This is a genomic window from Bacillus kalamii (assembly GCF_047238185.1).
Taxonomy (GTDB): domain Bacteria; phylum Bacillota; class Bacilli; order Bacillales; family DSM-1321; genus Bacillus_AD.
This window is the reverse complement of the sequence record NZ_JBDFMI010000001.1, coordinates 768,909-782,879: the sequence shown is the minus strand read 5'-3', so window position 1 is coordinate 782,879 and position 13,971 is coordinate 768,909. Positions and strand designations below refer to the sequence as shown.

18 protein-coding genes are annotated in these 13,971 nt (G+C 41.2%); 5 read left to right on the top strand and 13 right to left on the bottom strand.

Annotation, left to right across the window (positions count from 1 at the left end; genetic code table 11):
* Positions 1 to 221: 221 nt before the first annotated feature.
* Positions 222 to 485 (top strand): 30S ribosomal protein S20, encoded by a 264-nt coding sequence (rpsT, locus tag ABC357_RS03920; RefSeq protein ID WP_050615832.1) that lies wholly within the window; start codon positions 222 to 224, stop codon positions 483 to 485.
* Positions 486 to 579: 94 nt separating this feature from the next.
* Here rpsT and holA read toward each other — a convergent pair whose 3' ends face one another.
* Positions 580 to 1,560, bottom strand: coding sequence for a DNA polymerase III subunit delta (holA, locus tag ABC357_RS03915; protein ID WP_412886245.1), 981 nt, complete (start codon positions 1,558 to 1,560; stop codon positions 580 to 582).
* A gap of 383 nt (positions 1,561 to 1,943) precedes the next feature.
* Between holA and ABC357_RS03910 the strand changes: the two genes are divergently transcribed.
* Positions 1,944 to 2,078 carry a YqzM family protein gene (locus tag ABC357_RS03910; RefSeq protein WP_412886244.1) on the top strand — a complete coding sequence of 45 codons (135 nt, stop codon included), beginning with the start codon at positions 1,944 to 1,946 and terminating at the stop codon, positions 2,076 to 2,078.
* 72 nt (positions 2,079 to 2,150) lie between these two features.
* Here ABC357_RS03910 and ABC357_RS03905 read toward each other — a convergent pair whose 3' ends face one another.
* From ABC357_RS03905 to ABC357_RS03895, 3 genes are all read right to left on the bottom strand, one after another.
* On the bottom strand, positions 2,151 to 4,451 hold the full coding sequence (locus tag ABC357_RS03905) for a DNA internalization-related competence protein ComEC/Rec2 (protein ID WP_412886243.1): 2,301 nt from the start codon (positions 4,449 to 4,451) through the stop codon (positions 2,151 to 2,153).
* Between the two features lie 13 nt (positions 4,452 to 4,464).
* Positions 4,465 to 5,025 (bottom strand): ComE operon protein 2, encoded by a 561-nt coding sequence (locus ABC357_RS03900; RefSeq protein ID WP_412886242.1) that lies wholly within the window; start codon positions 5,023 to 5,025, stop codon positions 4,465 to 4,467.
* A 91-nt stretch (positions 5,026 to 5,116) separates the two neighbouring features.
* Positions 5,117 to 5,752, bottom strand: a complete 636-nt coding sequence (locus tag ABC357_RS03895; protein ID WP_412886241.1) for a helix-hairpin-helix domain-containing protein — start codon at positions 5,750 to 5,752, stop codon at positions 5,117 to 5,119.
* Between the two features lie 102 nt (positions 5,753 to 5,854).
* Between ABC357_RS03895 and comER the strand changes: the two genes are divergently transcribed.
* The gene (comER, locus tag ABC357_RS03890; protein WP_412886240.1) at positions 5,855 to 6,682 is read left to right on the top strand and encodes a late competence protein ComER; all 828 of its coding nucleotides are present in this window, start codon (positions 5,855 to 5,857) and stop codon (positions 6,680 to 6,682) included.
* A gap of 82 nt (positions 6,683 to 6,764) precedes the next feature.
* Here comER and ABC357_RS03885 read toward each other — a convergent pair whose 3' ends face one another.
* The 8 genes from ABC357_RS03885 to ABC357_RS03850 are packed head-to-tail and all read right to left on the bottom strand — an operon-like array spanning position 6,765 to position 11,787.
* The gene (locus ABC357_RS03885; protein ID WP_412886239.1) at positions 6,765 to 7,508 is read right to left on the bottom strand and encodes a class I SAM-dependent DNA methyltransferase; all 744 of its coding nucleotides are present in this window, start codon (positions 7,506 to 7,508) and stop codon (positions 6,765 to 6,767) included.
* Positions 7,505 to 7,864: a ribosome silencing factor gene (gene rsfS / locus ABC357_RS03880; RefSeq protein ID WP_412886238.1), complete on the bottom strand. Its 360-nt coding sequence runs from the start codon at positions 7,862 to 7,864 to the stop codon at positions 7,505 to 7,507. The genes ABC357_RS03885 and rsfS overlap by 4 nt, the downstream gene beginning before the upstream one ends.
* A gap of 2 nt (positions 7,865 to 7,866) precedes the next feature.
* Positions 7,867 to 8,433 carry a bis(5'-nucleosyl)-tetraphosphatase (symmetrical) YqeK gene (yqeK, locus tag ABC357_RS03875; RefSeq protein ID WP_412886237.1) on the bottom strand — a complete coding sequence of 189 codons (567 nt, stop codon included), beginning with the start codon at positions 8,431 to 8,433 and terminating at the stop codon, positions 7,867 to 7,869.
* A complete protein-coding gene (locus ABC357_RS03870) occupies positions 8,423 to 8,992 on the bottom strand; it encodes a nicotinate-nucleotide adenylyltransferase (RefSeq protein ID WP_412886236.1) in 570 nt (189 codons plus the stop codon). The genes yqeK and ABC357_RS03870 overlap by 11 nt, the downstream gene beginning before the upstream one ends.
* Positions 8,989 to 9,288, bottom strand: coding sequence for a ribosome assembly RNA-binding protein YhbY (yhbY, locus tag ABC357_RS03865; RefSeq protein ID WP_412886235.1), 300 nt, complete (start codon positions 9,286 to 9,288; stop codon positions 8,989 to 8,991). The genes ABC357_RS03870 and yhbY overlap by 4 nt, the downstream gene beginning before the upstream one ends.
* 2 nt (positions 9,289 to 9,290) lie before the next feature.
* Positions 9,291 to 10,127: a shikimate dehydrogenase gene (gene aroE / locus ABC357_RS03860; protein ID WP_412886234.1), complete on the bottom strand. Its 837-nt coding sequence runs from the start codon at positions 10,125 to 10,127 to the stop codon at positions 9,291 to 9,293.
* Between the two features lie 35 nt (positions 10,128 to 10,162).
* On the bottom strand, positions 10,163 to 11,284 hold the full coding sequence (yqeH, locus tag ABC357_RS03855; RefSeq protein ID WP_412886233.1) for a ribosome biogenesis GTPase YqeH: 1,122 nt from the start codon (positions 11,282 to 11,284) through the stop codon (positions 10,163 to 10,165).
* Positions 11,266 to 11,787, bottom strand: a complete 522-nt coding sequence (locus tag ABC357_RS03850; protein WP_412886232.1) for a YqeG family HAD IIIA-type phosphatase — start codon at positions 11,785 to 11,787, stop codon at positions 11,266 to 11,268. Before ABC357_RS03850 ends, yqeH begins: the two co-directional genes overlap by 19 nt.
* A gap of 442 nt (positions 11,788 to 12,229) precedes the next feature.
* On the opposite strand from ABC357_RS03850, the gene sda reads away from it, so the two are divergent.
* Complete coding sequence (gene sda / locus ABC357_RS03845; protein WP_412886231.1) at positions 12,230 to 12,370, top strand: sporulation histidine kinase inhibitor Sda; 141 nt, start codon at positions 12,230 to 12,232, stop codon at positions 12,368 to 12,370.
* A 90-nt stretch (positions 12,371 to 12,460) separates the two neighbouring features.
* On the opposite strand, the gene ABC357_RS03840 is transcribed toward sda, so the two are convergent.
* Positions 12,461 to 13,243, bottom strand: a complete 783-nt coding sequence (locus ABC357_RS03840; RefSeq protein WP_412886230.1) for a phosphatidylserine decarboxylase — start codon at positions 13,241 to 13,243, stop codon at positions 12,461 to 12,463.
* A gap of 127 nt (positions 13,244 to 13,370) precedes the next feature.
* Here ABC357_RS03840 and pssA point away from each other — a divergent pair, with 127 nt between their 5' ends.
* Positions 13,371 to 13,910: a CDP-diacylglycerol--serine O-phosphatidyltransferase gene (gene pssA / locus ABC357_RS03835; protein WP_412886229.1), complete on the top strand. Its 540-nt coding sequence runs from the start codon at positions 13,371 to 13,373 to the stop codon at positions 13,908 to 13,910.
* The last annotated feature ends 61 nt before the right edge of the window (positions 13,911 to 13,971 follow it).

The window sequence follows — 13,971 nt, the reverse complement described above, 5'->3', positions numbered from 1 at the left end:
TGGAAGCAGCAGCCCTAAGAATAGCTTAATAACGACCTCTCATGCTTTTCTAACATATTTTGATAAAAATCCTTTTACATTCAAGGTATCCATAGTGTACAATCATTATTAGTATTGCAATATAAAAGTCACTCTGTTAAAATGATTTTTGTTGCTTAACTAATGAATTTGAAAAGTCGAGTTCATATATCTCGATTCCTAATATAGGAGGTGACACCGGAATGCCAAACATTAAATCTGCTATCAAACGTGTAAAAACTGCTGAGCTAAGAAGAGCTAACAACATTACTGCTAAATCTTCTATGCGTACTGCTGTTAAAAACGCTGAAGCTGCAATTGCAAACAATGATGAAAATTCAAAAGATGCTCTTTTAGCAGCTGTAAGAAAGTTGGACAAAGCTGCTTCTAAAGGAATTATCCATAAAAACGCGGCTGCCCGCAAAAAATCTCGTTTAACTAAAAGACTAAACAGTCTTAACGCATAATAAAACGATCCATAGGATCGTTTTTTACTGCCGATAACGAACGAAAAGCCCCTTTCCTCGAAAGGGGCTTTTTTGTATGCCTTCTCCAAAAGGGCTATTGGCTATTCGTTCTTCCTATCTGAAAAATAATTAATTCCAACAGCAATGCCTTATCCATTTGTCCCGTCTTCATTTTGTAATCAGCATCCGCAATCCGGTCGAGCACACGCATCATTTCTTTTTGGGAGAACGACCGTGCTTTTTCTATAGCCAATTTCACACGGAACGGATGGACCTTTAAGTGAGAGGCAATTTTTTGCTGCCCGTACCCATTCCTCGCCATTTCTTTTGAAACATACATAATACGTATCTGCGAGGCCATCAAAGCCAGTATTTTGATTGGTTCCTCTTTCTGCCTCAACAACGCCTGCAGCAACTCAATTGCCGCCCCGGTCTTTCTGTTCATGATAAAATCAACCAACGTCAAAATCGTTTGCTCCAACGATTTTGATGCCATTGTATCAACTGTCTGCACCGAGATTACTCGTTCATCCTGAACGAAAAGAGCCATCTTCTGCAGCTCATTCGATAGAAGCAATAAATTATGCCCCGATATGGCAATCAAATGGTCCACTGCCTCGCCGTCTATCTCGGCTCCGAATGCTTTTGCCTGCTGGATGGCCCATTCACGCAATTCCTGGTCTTTCAATCGTTTTGCTTCAACAACCGTACATTGCCGTTTTAATTGTTTCGTTATCTTTTTCCGTTCATCCAATTTTTCATAGGGCGCTGAAATGACCATAATGCTGAAAGGGGAAGGATTATCTATATAATCCAAAAGAGCCTGAACATCATGCACCACTTTTTCCTTGGTTTTTTCCGCCGTTAAAAACGTCGGATTATGTATGATAATCAATTTCCGTTCTCCCATAAAAGGGAACGTCTCCGCTTCTTCTATCGCAGCCTGAACCGGTGTTTCTTCCATATCAAAGGAAGAAACATTAAATTCGAGCTCATCTTCATTCAATGCGGAATCCTTTAATTTCGCAATCGTTTCCTGACTCATAAACTGTTCTGGTCCATATATTAAATACAAAGGAGCAAAATCCTTTTTTGTTATCTGTCTCCAAACATTCAAAACCACAAAATCGCCTCATTTTACCTTTAATACCATTATGGTAGCGATGATTACTGCATTAATCAAGAGAAAACGAAACAGCTGATGACAATAGGACAGGGGCCAACGCCTTTAAGCCAGGCTTTATGGCCCCTTATCTATATGAACGCAGATTTATAAGCCCCGGGTGCCCACGCATCTACGGTAAGGCGAGTATTTCGCACAACGCTGTACTTATAGAATTGCCCCTTAGGTATAAACTATTTGTGACAACTCTTACTAGTAGTGGAAAACGCCCTCAGCCTTTATGGATTTTTTTGGTATAATAGCTTATACTAGTTATGAAAAAGGAGGGATGGAAAATGAATACATTTGAAAAAGATGTTCAATCCAAACGTAATGACCTGAATGACTCAGGTGTAGCCTTCGTCGTATCCTTCGGCTTCTTCGCAACTATGTTCATTATTGCAACCGTGATTAAATATGTGGGATCATAACAGGGTACATAGACCTTCCATTCTTTAGGGGGGTCGTTTTTGTTTCTATGCTACTTTCCTTACATGGGTATACTATGGCGACATGACTGAAAAGGTTCCTTTATGCTGCCCGTAACGGAAGGAATACGTAATAGCCCCCTGTTGATCTGTCCTAAGAAGCGGAATTTTTCTTTTGTCCAATTCGTTCAGCACAGATGCATGAGGATGATGATAACGGTTGTTTTTTCCAACGGATACACAGGCTATTTTTGGCATAAGCGTATCTAAAAGCAAAGGTGAGGTGGATGTTTTGCTTCCATGATGCCCAATCTTTAATACATCCGCTTTTAATTGCGGATAGCTCCGTAACAATTTAGCTTCCCCTTCCATTCCTAAATCGCCTGTCATCAGCCAGCTTATCCCGCCTATTTTAGCCCAAAGGACAATCGATGTTTCATTAGAATCCCCTTCATATTGGCTAGGATGCACAATGCGGAACACGTCTCCGCCTTTCCTCCATCCATACCCGGACTTTACTGCCTTTATCGGTATCCTCCTCTTCACCGCTACATTCCATACTGCCGTTGTTTGAAACTGTTGCAGCAATGCTTCTGGAATGATTAGTTCCTTTACTTGAATATTTTCCAATACGGCCAAAGCTCCCCCTATATGGTCTGCGTCATCGTGTGTGAGGATGAATGCGTCCAGCGAACGGATGCCTTTACTCAATAAAAACGGGACGACAATTTCTTTTCCAGGATCAAATGCTTTCCTTTTCTTCATCCATTCCTCCTGGCTAAATGAAAGGATTCCGCCCGCATCTACTAAATATATCCCTTTTCCAAATGGCCTTTTCATTAATATACTGTCTCCTTGCCCGACATCAATTAGTGTCACCTCACCATAAGGGGACAGGTATACACTAAAGTAAAGCAAAAGATGAAGAGCAAGAATGAAGATTCCAACCTTGCGAACCAAACGATATAGACGTTTCTCCCAAGCATAAAAGAAATAGATGAATAAAGCTAACAGCAAACATATACATAAAATCCCTGGTTTTGCAAAGGAAAGCTGTATCAGAGGGGCATCCTTCATCCATAAGGCAACTGAATTGCTATAATGGAAACTGTAATCCGTTAATGCGATAATGTTTCCTGCGAAAGGGAAACCCACAACCGAAAAGAGGAATGACACGAAGGATAGGGGCAAAAGAAAGAATGTATATAAAGGAATATAGAGGACGTTCCAAATGAACCCCCATAGTGCAATGTTTTGGAAATGATAAAGGATGATGGGCAATGAAGCCAACTGGCATATACAAGTGACCAGAAGCGATTGAACCGCTTTATTTTTGAATTGGGCGTAGCCGATTATCTTCCAGCTCATCAGGAGGGAAAAAGTGATGAAGAAGGATAGCTGAAAGCCGGCCTGATACATGGAGAAAGGATGGATAATGGCAAACAATAAGAAAACAGTGCAAAGGACGGTAAGGGAAGAAATTCTTTTTCTGATTATGGATAATGACAAGAATAGCATGACCATGAGACAAGCACGCACAACGGAAGGGGCACCCCCGGCTAAAATAGCGTATATGGGCATAACCACGATTAGAACGATCTGGACCGTTTCCCTTGCAGCTCCCAGTCGGATGCCCAAATAGAACAAAGCGGCAGATACTAATGTTACATGAAGGCCTGAGATAGCCAGAATATGGACTAAAGAAAGCCTTTTATAGGCGGAATAGGTTTCTTCGTCAATCCATCCGCTCTCCCCAAATAATAAGGCAGCCACAAAACCGCGCGATTCTGATGAAAATGATTGTTCAATATGATTCAGCCCTCTAAGCCGGATTTCCTTCACTTTATCAATCATTGTCTGTTTTGGTTGACTGCAAGACTGCAACGGAAAAGCTTCACTTTTAAAAATCCAGTGAATCCCTTCTGTCTGCAAATAAAAACGATAATCGAACCCATTAGGATTATGGCTCTTTTCTGGCCGGATAAATGTCCCCTTAAGCGAGCAGCGCATCCCCAACCTGTATCCACGCCGCATCTGTTCCTTCTCTTGCAGAGACCGGAATGTATACTGCAGGATGACTGATTCGCCATCCACATTAGCTGCCGCCTTAAATGAATATCCATCAATGGAAGGGACATCAGTAAAGGAAGCTAAGATAGCTGCATCCCCTTCCGATAAGCGTGTAGCCTGCAAATAATGATGAAAAAAAGCCATTAGTAAGAAGAAATAAAAGGCGGAGAGAAATAAGATAATGCCTTTTTTATGATGGGAAACACACAACAGAAGAAATACTGAGGCAGTCACAGCGGCAATAAGCCACTTGAAAAGGAAGGCCGCTGTACCCATTATGGCTCCAGCGGCCAGTAGTAAAATCAATGAATCACCTCCGTCATTTGAACAGTTCTTCAGACTTAAGCTGTAGAAGCTTTAAATCCTCTTCTTCAATATGGTTTTCACGCAACTTTAACAATAGCTCGTCTACCAACTGTTTTTTCTCGATCTCTGCAGCATCGTAAAAAATCGGTTCATAAGCAACCTTATGAAGGGCAACGCCTGATTGGCGGAAAAGTTCCAATGCATACTCATGGTTCTTGTAATCTTTCGCATAATGGACCGTTTTAATGCCTGCTTGTATCAAACTTTTGCAACACTGCAGGCAAGGAAAATGAGTCACATAAATTTCTGCTCCATCACTAGGCACACCAAATTTCGCACACTGAAGCAACGCATTCATTTCAGCATGTATGGTTCTTACACAATGGTTGTCGATGACATAACAGCCTTGATCTATACAATGGACACCGCCTGCTATCGATCCATTATAGCCGCCGGCGATGATCCGGTTGTCCCTGACAATTGTTGCACCAACTGTTAGGCGTGTGCATGTACTTCTCAAGGCAAGCAAATGGCTCTGTGCCATAAAATATTGATCCCAGCTAATTCGCTCCATACTCATTCTCCTCTTCCCTCTAGTATGATCTTTGAAGAAACATCTCGAATCCATTCTACCGCGTTTTTATGGATAAGTGTAGGCGCCCTATTTAAATGCTGATCTGATCTTTAATCTTTTCAAAGGTTTTCTCTCCTATACCGCTCACATTCTTCAAATCTTCAACAGATGAAAATGAACCTTTTTCTGTTCTATATTGGATAATAGCTTCCGCTTTTGAAGGGCCGATACCAGTTAACTCCTGCAGCTGAGTTTGATCGGCAGTATTCAGATTGATTTTTCCATCCGTTTGTTTTCCTCCGGCGGCTGCATTCTGGCCAGTTGTTGAAACAGCAGGAGCTGGAGCAGTTTCCTCCCCTACCACCGGTACATAAATGGTCATTTGATCTTCAACCCGTTGGGCTAAGTTCACTTCATTGGCATTCGCCTCTTTTTTGAAGCCACCAGCTTTTTCAATGATGTCGAGGATACGGTCATCCTTTTCAGCAATAAATACACCAGGAGCATGGACAGCTCCTTTTATATCTACTTTAATTACCTTGGGAGCTTCTACAGGTGTTGATTCTTTCGCTTTAGGCTCATTGGAGACAGTTTGGGTTACAGTGTCCCAAGGCTGCTGGGCATCCGAGCTGCTACCGGATTGGCTGAACCAGAGCAGCCCCCCCACGGCTACTGTCAAAGCCAAAGCAGCTATAGCCATATTTTTCTTATCCGAAAGGTATTTCATTAGGAAGCCTCCTTTCTTTGAAATTTACTTTTGCATGCAGCATATACGGTGGATATAAGGCATAAGGATAAGTAAGTGTGCGAAGGGAAGGGGGAGGATCAAATGAAAGTGGGAATCATTGGCGTTGGGAATATGGGAGCCATACTTGGAGAGGCAATGCTTGAATCAAATACAATCGCCGAAAACGAGCTTTCCATTTTTAACAGAACCTACGAAAAGGCCGCCGCCTTTCAAAAACGATATCCTGACGTATCAATCAGCTCCAACCTGAGGGAAATAACCATTCACAGCGATGTGCTATTTGTATGTGTGAAACCGGGTGAAATGTATCCTGTGTTTCTTGAAATAAAGAAATGGACGACTGAACAACAGGGAGTCATTTCCATTACAAGCCCCGTTTCCACTGAACAGATGGAGTCTGTCCTTCTTTGCCAAGTCGCAAGATGGATCCCAAGCATTACAAACAAGGCCCTTTCAGGGGTATCCTTGTTATCTTTCGGAGAATCAAGTTCAGAGGAATGGAAAGAAATCGTCAGGAACTTGGCGCATTCCATATCCGAAAGTGTAGAAATTGATAATTCCATTACACGAGTTTCTTCGGATATTGTTTCATGCGGCCCTGCTTTTTTCAGTTTTTTGGCCCAAAGGTTTATCGACGCGGCTGTAAAGGTGACGGATGTGGAAAAAGCAACTGCCACCATTTTGACAGAAAAAATGTTGATTGGGTTTGGGGATTTGCTGAAGAGCGGATATTATTCTTTGCCTACATTACAGGAGAAAGTGTGCGTTAAAGGCGGCATAACCGGCGAAGGAATACAAGTCATGGAAAAAGAGCTTGGAGAGGTTTTTACTCATTTGTTTGAGGCGACGCATACAAAGTTCGAGGAAGAACTTCAAAAGATCGAAAGAGAATTCAACCATCCATATTGATATCTTTCGGCAACCTTACCTAAAATCCTTCTTAGATGCAAAAAAAAGATGACATTCTTTGTCATCTTTTTTTTGCATCTGTTTATTTGGATACAACAAACATAATTCGTTCACTTTTCCCATCCGGGGACTGATCAGTGAAATCAGCAGTTATCCTTTCAATCTTGAAGCCAGTATCTGTTAGCCACTGCTTATAGGTATCAATAGGATAGGTGCGCTGGTAATGGTCTTCCTCAAAGCGTTCATATACATCCTTGGTAGGATCCTTGACGAAAAATGTCAGCTCATGCTCCACACTGTGCGCCTCTTCTCCCGAAAAGGAATTCCATATATATGAAACATCCTCTCCTGCATCTGCGAATGTTGCATTTATAAATACATCTTCGATTTTATGGACACTATGGACGTCAAACATAAAAACTCCCCCGGGCTTAAGGTGTCCATATACAGCAGCGAATGTTGATTTTACATCCTCAGGAAATTGGAGGTAATTTAACGAATCGCAGAAAATGACTATTCCGTCATACGTTTCTCCTGTCTCCAATTGTGCCATGTTCTGATGATACAGATTAAGGGTGACTTTTTGTTCGCCAGCTTTTTCCCTGGCGATTGAGAGCATATCCTCCGACAAATCAACGCCGGATACTTCAAACCCTTCCTTAGCCAAACGAACGGAAAATTCCCCGGTTCCGCAGCCAACATCAAGTACCGCTTTACCGCTTGCCCCTGCCCGCTGCATTTCGCCAATAAACATCGAAATCCAGCGATCATACGGCACATCCTCCATCAACGCGTCATAGACAAATGCAAAACGTTCATAACTCATTGCTGAAGCTCTTTTTCAATCGGGACTACCGGTGCATCTCCCCATAAGCGTTCCAGGTTATAATAGCTTCTTTCATCCCGGTGAAATACATGCGCGACTACATCGCCAAGGTCGACAAGAATCCATTTCGCTTCATCGAAACCTTCCATATGCTTCACTTCAAATCCTTTTTCATAGGCTTTTTCTTTCATTTCACGTGCGATTGCCTGCACTTGCTTATCTGAATTACCGTGGCAAATCAAGAAATAATCAGCTACAAGTGAAATCCCGCGCATATCCAAAACCATGATGTCTTCTGCTCTTTTATCGTCAGCTGCTTGTGCAGTCGCTACTAATAACTCTTTTTCTTTTAACAAACTTATTCCTCCGATTTCTTAACAAGATCATTATAAGCATGAAATGTATCGGGATATATAGTCGAACGTTTGGACATTAAGAAAGCTACTGTATTTCTTAATGCCATAAAAACCGCTTCATCCAGATTATTTTCAGCTGTTTTCCTTACTTCATCCAAACCAGGAAATTGCCTTCCAGGCTCTATATAATCTGCCAGGAATACTATTTTCTCTAACTGGGTCATGCCTTTGCGTCCAGTGGTATGATAGGTGATCGCCGATAAGACGTCTTTATCCTCTATACCGGCTTCATGTTCCACAAGATAAGCTCCCGCCGGGGCATGCCATAGTTCAGAATGGAATAAGAGCAAATCCCTAGGCATATTGTTCTCTTCTATTATTTTTCTCAATTCTTCCTGTGGGCGATATTTAGCGTAATCATGAAGGATGCCAGCCATTTCTGCCTTTTTGGTATCCACACCAAATCTTTTTGCAAGTTCAATCGCTGTGTCCATTACACGCACGGAATGTAAATAGCGCTTTTCTGGCAGTTGATCCTTCACTATCTTCATTGCTTCTTCACGATTCATATAGTGAGTTCACCTCGATAAATTTTTCTACATCCGGCAAGACCAGATACTTTATTGATTTACCCTGTTTCACTTTATCTCTAATCATGGAAGAAGATAAATAAATCTGTGGTGTGTCCACAAGAGTGATTGGATAGTCGGATTCCGAATGGTAAGAAGGCCTTTTCACACCGACAAATGTCATCAGTTTGATTAATTCTTCTATTTGATACCAATTCGGCAAGTATTCAATCATGTCAGAACCAATAATAAAATAGAATTCTGTATCCGGCTCACGTTCCTTCAGCTTTTTCATTGTGTTGTACGTATAAGATGGCCCTGGCGATTCTAATTCAATATGTTCCAGCTTAAAACTTGGTTCTCCGCTGATGGAGAGCTCAAGCATTTTCAATCTTTCATCATTAGAAATACTCTCCGTTTTCTTCTTGTGGGGAGGAGTATGATTGGGCATGAAACGGATTTCTTCCAGATCTAGGGCATTACGAACCTCATTCGCCAAAATAACGTGTCCAATATGGGGCGGATCAAACGTCCCCCCTAGTATGCCTACTCTTTTCATTTTTTCGCAGGCAATTCAAGTTGTTTATTCTCTTTGGACTCTTTATAAAGAACAACGGTATGTCCAATCAACTGAACTAATTCTGCTCTTGTTCCTTTAACCAATTCCTCTGCAACTGTATTTTTATCAACATCACAGTTTTGAAGGATACTGACTTTTAAAAGCTCACGCGCTTCCAATGCCTCAGAAATTTGCGTAATCATATTTTCATTCACTCCACCTTTGCCTACTTGAAAAATAGGGTTCAAATGGTGAGCGGTAGAACGTAAAAATCGTTTTTGTTTTCCTGTTAACATGGTTAACCTCCTAATTTCTTTAAAACAATGCTTTTCATCCGTTCTGGATCGGGTGAAATGCCTGTCCAGATGTTGAATGCTAAAGCCCCCTGATGAACAAACATAGGTAAACCATTTTGGGTTTGGCACCCTTTTTGTTTGGCAGCCTGCAAAAAGGCTGTTTCCAGAGGATTATATATAATATCGCTGATAAATGCGCTCCTCCGGACATTGTCCAGCCTGATTGGCATGTCATCGGTGTTGGGTTTTAAACCGATGGAGGTCGTCTGAATAATCAAATCGTATTCAGAAAGTGACTGCTCTGCTTCTGATAACGAAATGCCCTTGGATTGCACTGATTGGTTTTCCGATCCCTCCAGCAGGCTTTCAATCCTTTTGACCGTCCGATTCGCTATATCGACACGCTTAGCCCCTTCATGTACAAGCGAATAATAAATGCCTTTGGCAGCGCCGCCTGCACCTATAAGTAAAATCCGCAGTTCTGAAAGGGGACGATCCAACTGTTCACACAACCCTTTCACATAGCCAAGGCCGTCCGTGTTAAAGCCGACCCATTTTCCATCTATTAATTTTACTGTATTGACAGCCCCGATCTGTTCGGCCAAAGCATCTAGACGATCCAAAAAGGGGATAATAGCTTCTTTATGCGGCACTGTTACATTAAACCCCTTCACACCGATCGCTTTCATTCCCATAACAGCGTCTTCCAAATCCTGCCCATCCACCTTGAAAGCGTGGTAATCCGCATTTATGCCTTGATGGGCAAATGCGTCATTATGCATGTCCGGAGACATGGAATGGGCGATTGGATTACCGATTACTCCATATAATTGTTTCATATCGGCACTCCTCTCCGTCGAATTACGCCCTGTTTTTAGATAAGTGACTGCCTTACCATAACAGCAACACCCTTCGGTACATGAGCCACCACTTTTGCTCCTGGTTCATTGACTGTAATCCAGCCCAAACCAGAAAAAACGATATCCACTTTATCATCTTTGATTGTGAATTCATGCGGCACCAGTTCCACTAACTCTCCATCTCTGTGGATGCTTGGATTCAATAACTCTCCTGCATGTTCTTTATATAAAGTATCAGCTTTTTCGATCTTGGTACGGTGGATACCCAATTCATTCGAAAGGTAACAAGTAAATGACTTTCTGCCGCCAGACACATAATCAAATCTGGCAACCCCTCCCAAGAATAGCGACTGCCCTTCATTTAATTGGTAGACCTTTGGTTTAATCTCTTTTTTAGGGGTAATATATTTCAAATCTTTTTTGTCCACATAATGAGCCATCTGATGATGGTTAATAATTCCCGGAGTATCCATGAGTGCATGTCCATCGTCCAAAGGAATTTCAATTATGTCAAGCGTGGTTCCCGGGAAATGGGAAGTGGTTATGACATTGCCCTCTCCGCTAACTTCCTTAATGATCCGGTTTATAAAAGTTGATTTCCCCACATTTGTACATCCTACCACATAGACATCTTTTCCATTGCGGTACTGTTCAATGGCTTCGACAGCTTCCGTGATCCTTGATCCTTTTGCGGAACTGACAAGCATAACATCCACTGGTTTAAGTCCCAATTCTTTCGCGCTGTATTTCATCCAGTTAATCAGCTTATTCGGTTTTACCGATTTAGGAAGCAAATCTACTTTATTCCCAATAAGCAAAACTGGATTTTTCCCTACAAATCGGTGAAGGCCAGGAAGCCAGCTGCCATTGAAATCAAAGATATCAACAATCTTTACAATCAAAGCATCATTTTGCCCGATTTCATGTAAAATTTTTAGGAAATCATCATCTGTCAATGAAATATCCTGCACTTCATTGTAATTTTTCAGCCGGAAACAACGCTGGCAAATAATTTGTTCTCTTTCCAACGCTGATTTAGGCGCATAGCCCATTTCATCCGGATTGTCTGTCTGTATCTCAATTCCGCATCCAATACACGATACTTTTTCTTCTGCTGTCAATTTTGATCCTCCCATACAAGCAACCCTTTCTTTTTGAAGGAAGCTAATATTCTTCGCTCTACTCTGCGGTTAAAGCGTGTAAAAAAACCGTCTGATTGGGCAACCGGAACTACCAATATGGTATGGAACCCGTTGCGGTTTCCTCCAAATATGTCAGTCAACAATTGATCGCCTATTACAACTGTTTCCGATTTTTCCGTGCCCATTTGCTTGATTGCCTTTCGGAATGCCTTTCCCATGGGCTTGCGGGCCCTAAAAATGAAAGGAATTTTCAGAGGGTCGGAAAAAGAACCTACCCTTTGCTCATTATTATTCGAAACAATAGTGACTAGAATTCCTTGCTCACGCATATTATCGAACCACTCAATCAATTTCGGCGTGGCAGCAGGACGGTCCCACTCTACCAACGTATTATCTAAATCCGTAATAATTGCCTTAATGCCCTTGGCCTTAAGTGCTTCTGGAGTAATATCAAAAATACTCTTAACATGTTCGCTCGGTAAAAAACCCTTAAGCATATTTACACCTCTGCCTATTCTTTAAATTCATCGTTATCCATCATACCGAATTTTAGCCAGCTTTCACAGTAGCTATATCAAAAACAATCATTATTTTTGCCAATAATGCTTTTAAAACCGAAAACAATTCGGTTTTAAAGAGCTTCAGCCTCTCTTTTCATACTATTGGAATAAAAAAACTTTTCGACAAATTGCAACGGCCTCTCCAACTGTGGATAACTTTATGCACATTATTAACGGTGAATCTTCCCACTAAATGGATAATACTAACAATTTAATCACAACTTATCCACTGAAACATGTGGATAAGAGAACGATTGTTCTAATAGTTTGTTTTTGGTAAAGTAAGGTTATTAACCATACAGTAAGTGAATATATGTTGCATTCCACATAAATAGTACACTTTTTTTGTTGGAGGTGAAAAGCGAAAGCGCTGAATCATATGAATAAATTATCGGACGAGTTATTGATCGAATCCTATTTCAAGGCAAAAAAACTAAACCTAAGCGCTGATTTCATTACCTTAATCGAAATGGAAATAAATAAACGCGCTCTTACAGCCAAAATTAGAAAAACCTCATAACACCCACCGCTGATCTTTTTTCAAGCCTCATCGGGAGCATAAATAGGCCTGATTGTGCACATGCAAATCAGGCTTTCCTTCTTCCATGGCCTACTTGATAAGATGCCCCAAGCATTCTCCTACTTTCACTTCACGGTGCATGCCTGCATCACGGTCCAGCTGAAATGTACCCTTTTCAAACAACAGCACAACAGTCGATCCAAAACTGAAATATGAAAATTCCTCGCCTTTTTGCAAATGGTCATGTCTGTTTGTCATTTCTATACTATTAACAAACATAGCACCTACTTTGACGACGGCAATATGGCCTCTTTCATTCGCCAATTCCGTTACAACCCGATAATTTTTGGAAAGGGGGGCTTTTCCATATTTCAGGCCCATCCGGTTAACCGGATATGAATTTTTCCCGAGAGACCAACGGCCTGTTACATTCCCAGAAATAGGAGAATGGATGCGATGGTAATGGCTCGGGCTTAAGTAAATAATCATATAACTGCCGCCAATATATTTTTCCAGCTCCTTTTTATTGCCTAACATTTCTTCTATTGAATACCTTTTTTCTTTTACAATGATATTCTTATCTGCTTCAATTGTGCCATAATCCTCCAAAATTCCATCAACAGGGCTTACTACACTTGCGGGATCACTGCCGACCGGCCTCATTCCTGGCAGCAATGTCCTTGTAAATAAATCATGAAGCGTTTTGTAATCTTCTTTCTTTCCATTCGCTTCTTCCATTTTCAGCTTGTACACCTTCATGTAGGATGGAATGATATGCCTGCTTATTTTGCTTCTGCTGAATTTCATTAAAAGAGTCGAAATGGCCTTATTATTCGTTAATTCAATTAACAGCCTGTACATTGTTTTTCTCAAGAAAAATCCTCCAAAATGTAAAAATAATGCTAGAATGACTTGCATAAAGTATCAAGAATAAAATATTATTATACAATAAGCAAATAGATTATGTCTCTTCCAATCGTGTTAAAAAGGAGGGAGAACAATGTTCTTATCGGAAGTATTGGACCATACCATTAAGAAAATCAAATCACAAACAGCTAACTTAATGACGCTCACCAATATGTCACTTGGTGGGTTTGCTATATTATCGGGAGTCAATGGAAATTTAGAAATGAGCTTGTTATTTATATTTATCGCTGCGCTTGCAGACCGTTTCGATGGCGCTTTGGCGAGAAAATTTAATTGCGAGTCGGAATTAGGAAAACAATTGGATTCAATGAGCGATATTATATCGTTTGGAGTGGCGCCGGCAGTCCTTATATACCAATCGGTACTTGTCCATTTTGGAGCTCCAGGCATGTTTTTTACAGTCTTCTATATCGGCTGCGGTGCATTCCGCCTTGCCAAGTTCAATATTACGGAAAGCAATGGCTATTTCACAGGCCTTCCCATTACGGCTGCCGGATGCCTTGCTACTCTAAGCTATTTGGGCATACATGCATTCCCGCCGGTTTTCTATATTTTTTTAATGTGCCTTTTAGCGTTATCAATGATCAGCCCATTCAAACTGAAAAAAATATAATCAGGTTCATTTTCTTGCTATTACTATTCCCCATTGGGAAACGTAGCAATCATAGCCTGCC